A 15475-nucleotide genomic window follows, 5' to 3' on the forward strand; every position below is an offset into this window, starting at 1 on the left:
TATATGAACCAAGCTGCTTTCACACTTCGCAATCGCAATCCTGACGTTCTTTCTTGCATCGCAAACCTTTCAAATGACGAAGTGTTTACTCCACCTGAGTTCGCAAATCGTATGCTCGATACGCTAACAGACGCTTGGGCAACAGATCATGGCGGAGCAAACATCTGGAGCAATCCGAATGTAACGCTCCTTGATCCCTGCACTAAGTCAGGCGTATTCCTTCGAGAAATCGCCAAACGCCTAATTGTTGGTCTAGAACACGAAATTCCAGACCTGCAAACGCGAGTGGACCATATATTAACACGACAAATTTTTGGCATCGGAATCACTGAACTTACGGCGATGCTAGCGCGCCGCAGCCTCTATTGCTCAAAAAACGCGAACGGCCAGCACTCGATCACCCGCGGCTTCAGTTCCGACGCAGGAAACATCTGGTTCGACCGAGTAGAGCATACGTGGAATCGCGGAAAATGCACCTTTTGCGGAGCAAGCGAAGAAACACTGGCTCGCGGCGAAGATCGCGAAAGCCACGCCTATACGTTTATCCATTCAGACAACATTAAAGCGCGAGTAGCTGCGCTATTTGGAGGCGACATGCACTTTGACGTCGTTATCGGAAACCCACCTTATCAACTTGATGATGGCGGACACGGAACAAGCGCCGCACCGATCTATCATAAATTTGTGGAACAAGCGAAAGCGCTCGATCCTCGTTATCTGACTATGGTCATTCCATCACGCTGGTTTGCAGGCGGTAAGGGACTAGAAGATTTCCGAAAGTCCATGTTGTCGGACAATCATTTACGGTCGATTGACGATTACCTGAGTGCTGCAGACGTGTTTCCCGGTGTAGGCCTCAAAGGTGGAGTGTCCTATTTTCTTTGGGACAAGGACCACCCTGGAAGCTGTCGTATTACAACCAACTTTAAAGATTGGCCGACCTCTGAAGATCATCGCCAACTTCTTGAAAGTGGGGTTGAAATCTTTATTCGCTTCAATGAAGGCGTGTCGATCCTGCGCAAGGTGATACAGATGGAAACTGGGCAAGACAAAACACTTGCCCTGCCTGCAGATCGGCGCTTTGAATCGATCGTAAGTTCACGAAAGCCTTTTGGTTTTACGACAACATTTAGAGGTAGGAAGAGCAAAAAGCCAAATGATCTAAAAATCTTCCAGAACGGAGGAACAGGTTTCGTTTCGAGGGATCAAGTTCAAAGTGGTGGACACCTTATCGACAAATGGAAACTCTTTGCTGGATATGCCGCACCGGGTACAGGAAATCGCGATACTTATCCGCATAAGATCATCAGCACCCCCTTTCTCGCTGAGCCGGGCACTGTTTCTTCGGAGACCTATCTCTCCTTTGGGCCATTTGGCACACAAGATGAAGCACAAAGCGCTCTGAGCTACTTATGTTGCCGGCTAACTCGTTTACTGATCCTACTGCATAAATCATCTCAGCACGTAACTCGCAAAGTCTACACTTTCGTGCCGACACAAGACTGGGACCGCGTATGGACTGATGAGGAACTCTACGCAAAGTATGGGTTGACCGAGAACGAGATTGCATTTGTTGAAAAGATTGTGCGCCCTATGGATCTAAACCTTTCCAAGAATGCGGCAAGCGATTAATGCATAAGACAATCAATGACATTCTCGAAGCCAAGCCACAAGCACGCCCGCGCATCTACGCCTACTCCATAAACGACGATGCTCATATTGGACTTCTCAAAATCGGGCAGACTGCACGCGATGTAGGGGCCCGAGTTCGTGAGCAGCTGCGTACCGCCGCAATCATAAATTTTAAAATCGAACTGGATGAACCTGCCGAACGCGAAGACGGTTATGTGATTTCAGATCACGAAGTCCGCAAAGCTCTAAAAGCTAAAGGTTTTGAGAACCCCACCCTCGAGTGGATGCGATGCTCTCTAACAGACGTGCAGACCGTCCTGACCGAGCTACGCACAGGGCAGAAGCATAGCGGCACCCATCATCAAACCTTTGCCATGCGCCGCGAGCAGGCAGAGGCTGTTGCGCAGACCCATGCCTATTACATGTCTCGATGGACTGAAGACGAGAAAGCTGTTCCACGCTTTCTTTGGAACGCCAAGATGCGCTACGGCAAAACTTTTACAACCTATCAACTTGCCAAAAAACTTGATGCAAAACGAGTGCTGGTGTTGACATTTAAGCCAGCTGTCGAAGATGCATGGCAAACAGACCTAGAAAGCCACTCCGACTTCGATGGCTGGCAGTATATTTCCCGATCTTCTGGCGCAGATCCAACTCAAATAAACAAGAGCAAACCAGTAGTTTATTTTGGATCATTTCAGGACATGCTGGGCAAAGATAAGCTGGGTAATATCAAAGCTAAAAATGCATGGCTACATGAAGTCAATTGGGACCTTGTTGTCTTCGACGAATATCATTTCGGTGCATGGCGAGACACGGCCAAGGAGTTGTTCGAAGGCGAGGAAGATGCCGTTTCGAAAGCTGAAACCAAGGCAGCCTACACTGCAGAGCTAGATGCGGTGAATGAAGATTTGGGTGTATTGTCCAATGCAGAGATAGAATTCCTACCAATGACTACTCGGGCTTACCTCTATCTCTCCGGTACGCCATTCAAAGCACTCGCAACAGGGGAATTCATTGAAGAGCAAATCTTCAACTGGACTTATACCGATGAACAACGCGCTAAAGACCAATTTACTGCGGAAAATCCAGGCGAACGGAACCCTTATAATGCCCTCCCGCAGATGAGGCTACTGACTTATCAGATGCCAGATGAACTGCTAGCTATTGCTAGCGCTGGGGAGTTTGATGAGTTTGATCTTAATGAGTTTTTTGCAGCAACAGGTTTAGAGGAAAATGCTGAGTTCAAGCATAAAGACGAAGTCCAGACTTGGTTAAACATCATTCGTGGCCAGTATGGAACGCACGCTCTAGATAGTCTAAAAACTGGCACGCGCCCACCTTTCCCGTATTCTGACGTGCGCCTTTTGCCCTACCTACAACACTCATTTTGGTTTCTACCTAATGTTGCTGCCTGTCACGCTATGAAACAGCTGCTGGCCGAGCGTCAGAATACATTTTGGCACGAGTATTCAGTAATCGTTTCCGCAGGTCCATCAGCCGGGATTGGATTAGATGCTTTGCCACCAGTTAGGGCAGCAATCGGCAGCGGTTACGAGACGAAGTCCATTACGTTATCTTGCGGCAAGCTTACAACCGGTGTCACGGTCAAGCAGTGGACTTCAATTCTGATGCTACGCAACCTCAAGTCTCCAGAAACCTATTTTCAGGCCGCTTTCCGTGTCCAGTCGCCTTGGTCCATAAAGAATCCAAATGGCGACAATCCCAACGAGGAAGAAGTACTGAAACCGGTTTGCTTTGTATTTGACTTCGCACCAACGCGTGCGCTCAGACAACTTTCAGAGTACGGCATTGGGCTCTCACCCAATGAGCCTAACCCTGAGAACGCTGTTCGAGACCTCGTTTCTTTCTTACCCGTATTAGCCTATGACGGTGCCAATATGACCCAGATCGATGCTGGGGGTATTCTTGACATAGCGATGGCAGGAACCTCAGCAACCTTACTTGCACGCAAATGGGAAAGTGCTCTTCTAGTAAATGTAGACAACGACACCCTGCGTCGTATCATGGGCAACCCAGATGCAATGGCGGCTGTTGAACGTATCGAAGGTTGGCGTGCTCTGGGCGACAATGTAATCGAAACGATCATCAACAAAAGCGAAAAAGTCAAAGACCTTAAAGGGAAAGCTAGAACTGGTGATATTACACAAAAAGAAAAAAAAGAGCTAAGTGCTGAGGAAAGAGAGTTTAGATCACAACGCAAACTAGTTCAGGAGAAACTTATCAAGTTCGCCACACGCATTCCAGCTTTTATGTATCTCACTGACTTTCGAGAAAATACACTACAGGATGTCATAACTAAGCTTGAACCAGATCTCTTTCGGAACGTAACAGGCTTGACCGTCGCAGATTTTCATCTGCTCGTACGCTTAAAAGTCTTTAATACAGAACACATGAATCAAGCAGTTTTCGCATTTCGTAGGTATGAAGACGCTTCACTCTCCTACTCTGGCATTGAAAGCCATCAAGGGCTTAATCACTATGGTTTATATGATACTGTCGTGGAGAAAATTGGTGTTTGACTGTTCTACGTTTGTCGTTAGGGATAGCCGTTATTGAGGCAATTGCTACCCAATCCCTCTCCAGTAAGAGCGACAACTTAAGACCATTCATCTGACCAAAGGGGCATTAGAGGTGCGATTACTGCATCGTCAATCTGAGTTTGTCTCAACCCTTGATAGAACCGCCCCAAGGGCAGCTCATGGCCCTCGGCGGAAGAAGCATTGGATGAGAGGATCGGCAGCAACAACTAAGTTGATTGCAGGATGCTACGCTGCCTAAGCAGCGTAGCTGGACCTATACTAGAGCATGTTGTGTTCTTTCTCAGTCACGCCGCCTTCTTTGGAAAGGGTGCTCTGTTTCACCAATAAAGAAAACCGTTGCGTGAAATGAGAGTTTTATGGACACAGCAGTTGTGACGGAACGCCCGGCCCGCAGTCCACTCTATTGTTTTGAACTTCGTGCAGCAGACTTGGCTGATATGCGAAGGACCGTATGGGGTTATTTAGAGGATCACGAGGCATGAAGCGTTCAGTAACGGCTTCCATAAAATGATCATAGAGTTTCTGCCTCTCGGATGGGGGTATATCAGTCTCAAAGCCCTTTAGCATTATTGTGCAGTGTTCTTTGAACGTATTCTGGAAGCTATGGATCGGTGAGAAGGGAATCACGACGCGCTCCAACTCCCAATGGGTTTCAAGTGCACTTGTTGCCTTTGCCTGGAGCACCACATCTGCAGTATTTGCAATGTCAACGTCGTCTGAATGATGTGCGTTGGCCAAGTCACCACCACCACCTACGATCGCTACTTTGTCAGGCCAGCCAGACAAGACAGCATTGTTAGCCAGACTTAGTCTGGTTTGCAGCTCGCCCAGTAAACTGCGACCTGGTCCCAGCTGAGGGGGTGTTGCACTTTGACAGGAGACTGTTTTTATGTTTCGCAGATTTGCATTGCCCTGCTGAGCTGCCGCAATATACCGTGCGAAGTCGGCATTGCTGAATTCGCTAACGCTTCCCGTGCCGGCGCAACTCCCATGAGACGTTATGAAAAGCTTTGTAAGTATGGGAAAATCAGCAAAGCCGGAGATTTGAACAATCTCTCCGCCTTCGCGCATGTAAAACAGATTTGTGTATCGCCGAAAACCATTGTCTTTTTGCGCCTCCGCCCACGCCACGTCTTGTGAGCTTAGGAAATCGTCACAAAATGATGGAGTTATGAGGACACCACCAAACGCTGTTGCTTCGGCTGTCATCAATCCAGAAAGGACAAGGGTTACTCCGCCAAAGACAAGTCTACGCAGTCTTTTGGAACACATTTGTGGCTTCTCCTTGTTATTGTTTGCCACTCTTAGAGACGGGCTGAAAAAGCTTTTGTGAGTAGTCTCAGGTTATCTGTATCAACTTCTGTGATCCTTTTGGGTGAGCCTGTCTCAATCTCTGATACAAACACCCGAATGGTCAGTTGTGGCCCACGTTACGTGATACCTGCAGACATTCGCTCTAGATTTAGTCACTCAACATCTCGCTACGCCCACAAAGTTCAACACAACGTTGGTTGACTATTATAGCCTTGTGGCCCGCCATTATTGTTTTTGAGTTACGCCGCTGGTGGCAAAAATTAATCCCTATCTGCCCAAATGGAACTAGGTAGACGCGATGCACGTCGCACCCGAAGAGCTGCCCATAAAGAGACTTGGCAACCAATGAAGCCAGTCCAAGCAATCAAGGACTGGGCCCCATTCGCATCAGTCGCCGCTTCATATGCGAAAAGAAGACAACAGATGGAGCTCGCAGTCACCAAAACGACAAAGTAGAACCAAGCATGCCTCGTTACACCGTAAAATCGATTAGATAGGTGCGGAGCAAAAACGCTGGTGTTTCGAAAGAATGAGTTTTGCATAGTGCCCCCCTAATAAATGCCCTATCTATTACTGTGAGATGCACTACCCAAAAAATAAACCCATAGATTTCGTAAGATATACCTTATACTCACACTACAGATTGTAAAGATTTCAACAATATTCACATTTACGTTATTTATATAATATATAAATACACAAATAATACTAAATCATAACTGACCACCAATTATCAGATAAACTTAATTAGATTAGGTTTTTGCATGAGTTAATGCTATCCCCGCCGCTGGATAGCGCTATATTTACATAACTACAATTGCGCCATTCCTTAAATTCAAAGCACGACTTTCTTTGTAAATGATTTGATCACATGCTTGCTCTGTTATCGGCTTGACCTCCAAATTATTGCAAACATGCACACTCTCCTCATAAGACAGTTCTCTCAGAATGGCCAAGGCATGATTGATTGCCTCTTCTTCATTTGCCCCAAGCCCCAGAATAGACGTTCTATAAACTGCAACAAACATGAAAAACTCCTATAAATAACGTGTAAAAAATTTCACACGTATGCATTAGGAACTGATCGTAGCCATTAAGTTACTGGTGAGAATAAGAGGCAAGATAGGGCGGATTCATTTGCTCTCTATTTTGATAGACACTAATCCGCTTGTTCAATTCACGTCATGATAGTGACTTAAGTAATCACAATCTATGAGCTCAATTACCCTTAGCTACTACATAGCGAAAAAGAGCAGCTTGCGATTATTGGTTCAAACTAACATTGTCCGATCAAACGCCATCACCTTTGAGACCGACTGCGCAATAACGTCAGGGTGATCGCCGTCCAAACACTTATCCGTAGAGCCAAGGCCCCAACGGTTCGCATCTCATATGTCTCACCTTGAAAAACCTGGAATCCGAACGCCAAAGCAACCAAGCCCGTTGCTGCTGCGATAATCGCAGACAGACCAAGTGCCCAGTTATGCTGCAGCCAAATCCCAATTCCAGCACCGATGTAGAGAAATCCTGCTAGAAAGTTGAACCAGAGCACAACTGGCATGTAGTCGCCTGCAGCCACTTGAGCCTCAGCAGGACCAAACAGGACGCTTCCACCGGAAACTAGAGTCATCGCCCCAAAAACCACTGCGAGGAGCGCAAGGAACTTGGACCAAAACAGAGAGCTGCATGCTTGAGAATCTGCTGGTGTCATTTTGGGAAACCTTGGTGAGAACGGCCTAAGCGTTAAATGAATGATATAGGATTGGCTACAGAAACATAGCTAACAACGGCGCGGTCACTTACAACCTGCACCAGACAAAACCTAACACAATAGATCAATGATAAGCTCCGCAACGTCCTCGAAGGCCTCCTTACCGTTTACCGCTCCCCTCTTTAAGCTGCCGCCGCTTGAGCCGGTTGTCCAAAATCCTATTCCAAGCCATGAAAAACGCAGCAACTACAGTCAGGATAATGAGCACCGCCTGAAAGAACGGCTCTAGGAAGTTGGCCCAATTTTGGGCGATCCAAGCTGCTAGAAAGGTCAATGCTGTGCCTGTCTCTGATTTCTGCATCTTAGCCTCATTCAAGGATGTGGATCTGCTGGTGAGTAAACTGAAATCACAACTCCAAACTAGAACGCCTTAAGCTTCGTTGATCGAGACAGCACCGTCACGCAGCGTCAACACAGGCTCACCCTGCACTGGATAGCTTTCCGGCCACCGGATATCCAAGAGCCGCCGCTTTGAGACTTTCGTGATTGTGACTGCGTTGGACTGGTTCCCACCCAGCACGTGATAGTGCCCTGCACTCTCAGAAACATAGAAACCGACATGCCCTTTCCAGCCGCGAGGACTTCCACGCCAGAAGACAAGAATAGAGCCTGGTATCGGCTTATCTAAGCGCCTGCCGTATTTCGCCCATTGGCGAGATCCTAAAGGGTTGGTGGGCTGGGTATCAGATACAAGGCTCATGCAATGGGCAACGAACAGGCCGCACCAAGGGGTTTCATCGCTCTGGTAGGAGATCCCTAAATTGCTCGCCCAGCCCATGATCCTTGGATTGTGCGTTGGCCCTGAGATTTCCTTGGTTCCCAGCAGCCGACGCGCCTCAACCAGCCATGGTGGCTCATCGCTTTTGACTGCCTTGATTTTGGAGCTAAGCCAATCCTGATAAGCAGCTTCAGATAGCCTGCCCCAATCACCATCTGGCTTGCCCGGATTAAACCCGAGATCCTGCAGCATTTCCTGAGATTCAAAGTCTGGTATCCGTCCCATGATCACCTCACAAAAAAGGCTCCCTATGGGAGCCGTAGCTGCGCATGTCGCGCTGTTTCAGAAAGAGATTTTGATTAGCTGGCGACGCGATAAACAATCACATCAAACCCACCAGACAGACCGCTTATGCTTCCCGCGCTGTTCAGCCTCAAACCGTTGAGCGAAAAACTCGCCTTGGATTTGACGTTCATCCCAACAATGTTGATGTAACTCAGATTACCTTGGGTGGTTCTTTGACCAACCACCTGAACGACATAACTTGTATCTGGCTGAGGCGTTCCGAAAGTGTAGGTTGCTCCAGAGCGAGTAAGATTAAAGGACGCATCGTCCCCGATGTTGGAGTACAGCGCCACGACCTGAGGCTTACCGACAAGCGTATTCAATTTCGCTGAGTTCAGTTTGGGATCCGTGACAGCCTTGCTCTTTAACTTGCCTGTACTCACTGAGCTATCAGTCAAATCACTCGTGCCGACTTTTGATGAAGTCGCAAGTGCTCCCAGACCCAGATTGGATCGAGCTGCTGACTTACTCGAAACATCGCCAAGGTTATTTGCCTTATTGAGAAAATCGCTTGTGTCTGGTGTCGCCAAGATCCAATCACTGTCATCCTCTGAATAGACCTTCATCTTCTTCTCGACAGAGTGAAAGCAAAGCATGCCATCTTTGAGTGGACCGCCTTGATTGTCGGTAGATGGATTCACATTGAACGAACCAAGATAGAGCTTGTTGAACCGCTGGAACGCTAACTCGGAAGCCTGCTCGACTGCGGCCTCTAGGTTGCTCAATGCCTCCTCAGCAGCTTGCTTTGCTGTTTGAGCCTGATTACGAGCAGCTATTGCAGCTTGCTTCGCTGCCAGCACCACCGCCTCGACATTAGCCGGATTGAGAAGGACGTATCCATCCTGCCCCGGAAACACCGCGACCATTGCTGGGTAACCAGCTTGCAGATCATCTTCGCTCAGCTCATTACCAAGACCGTTGCGAACTGACTTTTCGACGCCCTCAACCGTGATTGTTACAGCGCCAGTATTATTGTGTGCAGGCACAAAGAACGCCAACTCAACCGCCGACAGACTGACGCCCAAACGAAGCTCAGCGGTAATCGCGTTACCGGTCCCCCCGATATTGACCAGTCTCGTGATACTGTCGGCAAGGTCGCGCACATAGTTCCAAGTGTTACCGAGCCACTGGTAGTAACCACTCAAAGCTTGGTTTGGATCTCCACCCACAATAGCCGGGGTGTAATCCGGCTTATTAGTGACCGTATCCAACTCAGCTTTGGTTTTTACAATCACCGCACCAAGCGCTGCGGCGATTTCCATTTGCCCCAGGTAAGCAATGATTTCTTCTTTTTTGGGCTTGTGCGGATCTGTGCTTTCAAGTCCGAGAGTCTCACGCGCACGCCAGACGAATTCCTTGGTAAGGAAGTTCATTGCCAACTCCATTTTGAGAGGAAATTAAACCGCAGCTATAAGAACAGTTGAGCTAGACCAATCGCTATTTTGCCCAAAAACAGAGCGTGTGCGCATGCGGAAGCGATATTCAACACCCGATGTGAGGCTGTCGGTTTCAATGGTCTCTTCGCCATCATTGGCCTGCGCATACTTGGCAGCACCACCGCTGGTTTTCACATATTCCAGCTCATAGGTGAGCGCCTCGGAGAGCCGTGTAAAACTTGCTTCCGCGATAGTACTTTGCCCCTGCTGCTGCATTTGAATTGAGAAGCTATCAACACTCGGGATTGCCTCAGATGCAATACGCTTGGGAGGATCACCTTTTTCGCCCTCATCTTCAGGCTCATAGGCAAACGGGTCTCGCGGAATAACCATCGCCTCGAACACATGCTGGAACGTATCCAGATCCAGAGTGGGAGTACCGTCTAACTCAAGATAAGCATCGATAAGATGTGGTGGATCACTGATCTTGATGAACCTTCTTAAAGGCACCTCTTGGGATGCGAAGTAGTCGCATTTCACACGCACACGAGGTGCATTCACCCGAATAGCTTTAAGCGCTTGCAAGCGCCGCATGTGATTATGGCGCTGCACGCAGTCATTATCGACAGTACGCGACCTGGGATCGTCTTCCTGAACATATGGATCGCCTTCAATGATTGCATCATCTTCAACATAGTGAAGCTCAGGATTGACCCAAAGCCCACGCACCGCCTTGACGCTGGAGGCTGCATTGCGGTTTGGCAAGAACTCAATATCAACGATATCATCTGTTTTCAGGTGAATATCAGGCTCGACCCATTCCCCAGCATGAACGGCAACCTTTCCATCTGCATCGGTATATAGAAGCAGCTCGCCTGCCTCATCAAGCATCCGGCCAACCTGAGTTGGATCGTTGTTTTCGCGGCCACGGAATCCGCCATGATAACGCGGCTCCATATCACCTTTGATGTTCTCAACCTGCTGATCGCAAACGTCCGCAGCATAAGCCCAACTATCAAGATTGATCTGCGAGATCTTCAAAGCATTTCCATAAGGGGCAAGAAGATAGTCAAGCCGTATGAGGGCAAGGTTTTCGCTAAATCTGACCTGCCCATCTCTGGGATCGAAAATCTTCTTTCCGCGAATGGTAGAGGATAGTGTTGGGTAGCCATGCGGGTAAACCGTTCGATGACGCCGGGCACTCACGCTCTTACACATCATCAAAACACTGGCGATATTGTCGCCGCGATGATCCTCACTCCAGATATCATCGAACTTGTCCACCAGCTGCGAATAAGGAACACCGACCTGCGTCCCAACGCGCTCAATAAGCATCACCTTGGCATCACCACCAAGACGATAATACTTGGATGCATCCTCATCATTACTCAGCGACTTGGTGACATTGCCATCTGCATCAATCTCTACAGGATCATCACTCAGGAAGTGCGCGACAAAGCCATCAATCTCATGGGACGCATAGGCAATCACCATATAAGCCGTACCGCTGCGCTCTTCCAAAAACGTCATGTCGCCTGCAATACGCACAGTGCCATATTGATAGGACCGCGATGGCACATTTTGCTTTTGCACCACCTTGCCATCAGCTGCACTTGGAATAGGTGCAGCATTGTCTTTTCTCTGCTGACTGCCAAGCAGGGCATTCACACCCAGCCCAATACCAGCGGAAAGGCCAACTCCAATAATCCCAACACCAATTGAGGACACCGCAGCCCCCGCAAGGATCGCTTGCGTTGCAACAGAGGCCCCAACGAAGGCCGCGCCATTTGACAGAACAAACGCAACAGCAAATGCAGCAGTAGCAGGCATCAGACACTCCAGATTTTAAGAGCAGGCGCGTGAATAGCTTCAAAGCCCGAGTTCCAGTGAACTTGCCAGTGCTCACCATCCCAGATCGCACCCCACTGCCTGAGAGGGGAATGAAGGCTGCCGATCACGCCAATATCGCCAGACTTTCTGGTTTGGACCTCATTCAGGCCCGCAATATCTGCACACCTGCCAACCAGCTCTAAAGCACCGCCAGCTTCAATAATCAGCTGTTTCATCTGCTTTTCTGTTGAGTAAGTGCCACGCAAATGAACGGCCCCATCAGGGTATCCATTGGCACTCACCCAATCAGCAAGAACGAGGCAACAGTCAGCCGTGCCCGGATCAAAAGACAAGCTTTGCCGATCTGCCAGCCAAGCCTCCAAAAGACTTATGATCGCGGCCATGGGATTGTCTGCTCACTCATCAAAGTAATGCGCTCACACGACAAGTCAGGCGGTAGATCTGGATTGACCTTGAGCGAATAAGCTCGTTGATCAGAATCCGATAGCACTGCGTTGCGCCGTGATTTACGAGCATGAAAAGCATTGCCCACGACCAAGGTCACATTATGCAGAATTTGAGGCTTGTCTCGATCATTCACCGCCCGCTTGCGGAACTTCAGGTCGATCACCTCGCCCGTGAACTTGACGATTGCTCCTGGAGGCAAAGGCTGGAAATATTGATCACAACTCTGGAGCAGGATTTGCACCTTTGAGCCGATGACATCACTCTCCTGCGTCTCCTCATAGGCCAGATCGGCAATTTGCTGATCGACACCGGACAGCCCCATGTCCATCGTGGTCGCCTCACCAGAAAACGCATATTGGATCGTTGTTAAGGCAGAGGCCGGAAGCACCCCGGCAGGTCGCCAGTGATTTCCATCCCTATCAACGTAAGGATGAGAGCCAAACCAGAAGCGAGCAGTTCCAGTTGGAAAATGCATCGCCACAAGGATCATGATGCTTCGAAAGGTCATGGAGCAGACGCCTCGTCCCAATAATCAATAGCCTCGACAAAGTGCACGCTCTTTCTGGTAAAGCTTGAGCTACCGAAGTTCAGGTCCAACTCACTGTCACTGGCAAGCTTCATGAGGCAGCTCGGCTCTGCCACATTCAGCAGTGCACCCGCCGGGATCTTTGCTCGTACAGCCGGGAAAATAGGTACCCGCACCACATTACCTTCAGCCTCAATAATCGGCCCAGTGTTATAGAGCGCATGCAAATAACTGAAATAGATCCCGGATAGCCTCAACCCACTTTGCAGTCCGCGAAGCTTAAGCACTGTTGCCCCTAAATATGCTTCTTCTTCCAACTGCACAAAAGCAGGTTCACTCTCATAGGAAGTTCCATCGCTGAACTCCGTTCCATCGGCATGAGGCACATAGGACCGCGCCTGCTTTGCAAGTTTTTGTACCCGTGAGGTCACATGAGAAACAGAAACGATCACAAGTCCCACTTGCCCTTGCAAGGCGACCTCAATCCCGTTCCAAGCTTCTTCTTGGCGCAGATCGCGCCTGCGCAACACGATATTGGGGATGACAGCTCTCCAGAAACCCAAGTCCGTCCGTGTAACCAACTCACGCCCACCAAGTGTCATCCCACCAGTGTTGGTAGTTGGTCGTTTTCTGAAGGTTGTCTTTCCTTGGCTGGGAAGCAGAGAATGGGGCCAATGGATCACATTAGTCACGGAAGCCACCTCCCCGTTCCTGCTCATACATACTGAAGTCACCGACAGTATATTCACGGCTATTTTGGGTCGCCGCTTCAATGATCATAGGTGCCGCTTCCTTGACCACGTTTCCGGACACACTCTCAATCCGAGCTTCCAGATCAGGGGTAACTTCAAGGATCACGCGAGAAACCATCTCACCGCCCCCACCGCTAGATTGAGGGAGCTTGTGGAACGGAGTGATTGTTGCCGGACCTTCGATCAGCTCAGGAACACCGCCCTCACCCGCAATCCCCCATTTACCAGCCCCCAGGTTGCCCCCTTCTGAGAAAAAACCACCAAAGCTGGAGAGCAAGGTTGAAATGATCCCACCAATGTTGCCGCCACCACCAACTGAGCTGGTCATACTGGACACAGAAGACTGCAGCAGCATCTTGGCAATCCCCTTGCCCATGTTCCCAAGCACATCAACAAACCGCTCACCTTCAAAGATGACATCTGTTAGTGAGTTGGTGATGGATTGATTGACGCTTGCCATCATGCGGCTTTGCCGCGTCTGTTCTTCAATCTTACCTGTTAACTGGGAGACCGATTTTGACCGTGCCTCAATCTCTTCGCGGAGTGTCAGTCCGGTTTTCACAGAACGCTCATCGAGATCCAAACCTTGCTGCTTTGCCAGATCGAGCAGTTTGTATTTTGTGGTGAGCGCTGCAACTTCCTCACGGGTACGGCCAAACATCTCAATCCGGCGCTCAAGAGCCGTGACCTCCTGATCACCCAGCCCAAGAACATCCGGCCCCTTGTTGGTGATAGGCCGTGCAGCCTCCTGCAGCCGAGCCTGTTCACGAGCCATGCGGATGTACTCTTCGCGCTCTTTAGCAAGCTGAGTTCCACCTGTTGGCCCGACCTGCTGTGCAAGCGGATTGACAGTGCGATCAAATTCCAGAGCGGCCAAAGCCCCAGCCCGAGACACCGGATCATCTTTGTATTTTAAGCGTACCTGAGCATCTTCCAGCGAAGTAAAACCATTGCGTTTCATGGCCTCCATCGCATCAGCTGCACGGCTGATTTCATTGGCCATTGTGGTGGCATCAGCTGAGAGACCTTTAAGCTCCACCCCATCAGTCGCCGTTTTCAAACGCTTGGTTGTGCTGACCGACTGGCGAGCAATGCTTTCCACCCGTGCCAGTTCCTTGCCTACCTCTGCCAGCTTCTCATCAGGAAGCTTAGTCAGGATCTCACGCATTTTTGCAAGCGCTTCAGAGACGCGCTCCATATTCCCGCTTGCTCTTGCATCTTCAAGAGCAGCCATTTCAGCAGCCCAGATTTTCACGAGATCTGAGGAAGCTTCCAACTCTTGGTTGAGATCTTTAAGTGTGTTCTCGACACCTTCAAGCCCGATAGCATCAATTGATCGGGACTGACTGAGAGGATCACTCAGCTGCGAAATGCGATGTTGAATAGCCTGATACTTCTTAAGCTTGAGATCCAGCTCAGCAAACGCATTGTTCCCACCCAGAAAATCATCAAAGAAGGTGTCTAGAGCCGTATCAGTTTTTGTCTGTGCAGCCTTGGAATCCAGCTCTGCTAACGCAGCCACCAGATTGAGTACAGCGCTTGTAACCTCGCCGTACTTGTCTCTGACGTTCTCCAATCCATTCTTTGAGTAGTCAGCAATGGAGCTGTTAGCTCTTGAGATCGCACTCTCAGCTTCATTGAACGCCTTGGTGAAGGCATCAACTTTCTTGCTGGCGCCTTCTGCATTGTCGCCCATGCTCAAGAGGACACCTGCAAGAGGGAAACCAATCCCCGCAATCACACCCAGAACAGGCATTAACAAGCCGACAGTACCGGTCAAAGCTCCAAAACCAGCAATCAGCTGCGGGATCTGCTGCCCCATAACCCGCATAGGGTCAGTGCCCATCTCGAATTGCACCGCCATATCAGCAACCTGATTTGACGTGTTCTGGATAGCAAAGCGCCCGCCTTTAGAGATGTTGAAGAAGCCTTGCATCTCCTTGCTAGCACCTTGGGTGGCCTTCCCGATCTTGCCAAAGTTATCATTCATCCCGCCAGCAGATGCCTGAAGTTTCGCAAATTTCTGCTGCGTTTGCTCCAGTTGCTTCTGAAGCTTTTTATTCTCCGCAGCCATCCGATTAGATGATTTCACCGCAGCCGCTTCTGATCGGCGCGTCTGATCAATGAACTGCTTCCACGTTGTCTCTAAAGTGAACACCAAGCCAGGCATCTTTGCCAT

The 15475-nt window shown here is 49.4% G+C and carries 13 protein-coding genes; 2 read left to right on the plus strand and 11 right to left on the minus strand.

The window, feature by feature from the left end:
* Positions 1-3: 3 nt before the first annotated feature.
* Complete coding sequence (locus PsAD26_RS17855; RefSeq protein WP_063311527.1) at positions 4-1632, plus strand: Eco57I restriction-modification methylase domain-containing protein; 1629 nt, start codon at positions 4-6, stop codon at positions 1630-1632.
* The gene (locus PsAD26_RS17860) at positions 1632-4175 is read left to right on the plus strand and encodes a DEAD/DEAH box helicase family protein (protein WP_063311528.1); all 2544 of its coding nucleotides are present in this window, start codon (positions 1632-1634) and stop codon (positions 4173-4175) included. The genes PsAD26_RS17855 and PsAD26_RS17860 overlap by 1 nt, the downstream gene beginning before the upstream one ends.
* Positions 4176-4550: 375 nt before the next feature.
* Here the strand turns inward: PsAD26_RS17860 and PsAD26_RS17865 are convergent, their stop codons facing one another.
* The 11 genes from PsAD26_RS17865 to PsAD26_RS17915 all read right to left on the minus strand — a co-directional run bounded on the left by PsAD26_RS17865 (position 4551) and on the right by PsAD26_RS17915 (position 15475).
* Positions 4551-5468, minus strand: a complete 918-nt coding sequence (locus tag PsAD26_RS17865; protein ID WP_063311529.1) for a hypothetical protein — start codon at positions 5466-5468, stop codon at positions 4551-4553.
* A gap of 845 nt (positions 5469-6313) precedes the next feature.
* On the minus strand, positions 6314-6538 hold the full coding sequence (locus PsAD26_RS17870) for a hypothetical protein (protein WP_063311530.1): 225 nt from the start codon (positions 6536-6538) through the stop codon (positions 6314-6316).
* Positions 6539-6810: 272 nt separating this feature from the next.
* Complete coding sequence (locus PsAD26_RS17875; protein ID WP_063311531.1) at positions 6811-7221, minus strand: hypothetical protein; 411 nt, start codon at positions 7219-7221, stop codon at positions 6811-6813.
* Between the two features lie 160 nt (positions 7222-7381).
* The gene (locus tag PsAD26_RS17880; RefSeq protein WP_063311532.1) at positions 7382-7582 is read right to left on the minus strand and encodes a hypothetical protein; all 201 of its coding nucleotides are present in this window, start codon (positions 7580-7582) and stop codon (positions 7382-7384) included.
* Between the two features lie 69 nt (positions 7583-7651).
* Entirely contained in the window at positions 7652-8284 is a 633-nt protein-coding gene (locus PsAD26_RS17885) for a TIGR02594 family protein (protein WP_063311533.1), read from the minus strand.
* 74 nt (positions 8285-8358) lie between these two features.
* The gene (locus PsAD26_RS17890; protein WP_063311534.1) at positions 8359-9717 is read right to left on the minus strand and encodes a hypothetical protein; all 1359 of its coding nucleotides are present in this window, start codon (positions 9715-9717) and stop codon (positions 8359-8361) included.
* A gap of 24 nt (positions 9718-9741) precedes the next feature.
* Positions 9742-11550 carry a fibronectin type III domain-containing protein gene (locus PsAD26_RS17895; RefSeq protein ID WP_063311535.1) on the minus strand — a complete coding sequence of 603 codons (1809 nt, stop codon included), beginning with the start codon at positions 11548-11550 and terminating at the stop codon, positions 9742-9744.
* On the minus strand, positions 11550-11954 hold the full coding sequence (locus PsAD26_RS17900) for a hypothetical protein (protein ID WP_063311536.1): 405 nt from the start codon (positions 11952-11954) through the stop codon (positions 11550-11552). Before PsAD26_RS17900 ends, PsAD26_RS17895 begins: the two co-directional genes overlap by 1 nt.
* On the minus strand, positions 11939-12526 hold the full coding sequence (locus tag PsAD26_RS17905) for a hypothetical protein (RefSeq protein ID WP_063289114.1): 588 nt from the start codon (positions 12524-12526) through the stop codon (positions 11939-11941). Before PsAD26_RS17905 ends, PsAD26_RS17900 begins: the two co-directional genes overlap by 16 nt.
* Positions 12523-13236 carry a hypothetical protein gene (locus PsAD26_RS17910; protein WP_153039952.1) on the minus strand — a complete coding sequence of 238 codons (714 nt, stop codon included), beginning with the start codon at positions 13234-13236 and terminating at the stop codon, positions 12523-12525. The genes PsAD26_RS17905 and PsAD26_RS17910 overlap by 4 nt, the downstream gene beginning before the upstream one ends.
* Positions 13229-15475, minus strand: coding sequence for a phage tail length tape measure family protein (locus tag PsAD26_RS17915; protein ID WP_063311537.1), 2247 nt, complete (start codon positions 15473-15475; stop codon positions 13229-13231). The genes PsAD26_RS17910 and PsAD26_RS17915 overlap by 8 nt, the downstream gene beginning before the upstream one ends.

This window comes from Pseudovibrio sp. Ad26 (assembly GCF_001623285.1).
In the GTDB taxonomy this organism is placed as follows: Bacteria; Pseudomonadota; Alphaproteobacteria; order Rhizobiales; family Stappiaceae; genus Pseudovibrio; species Pseudovibrio ascidiaceicola.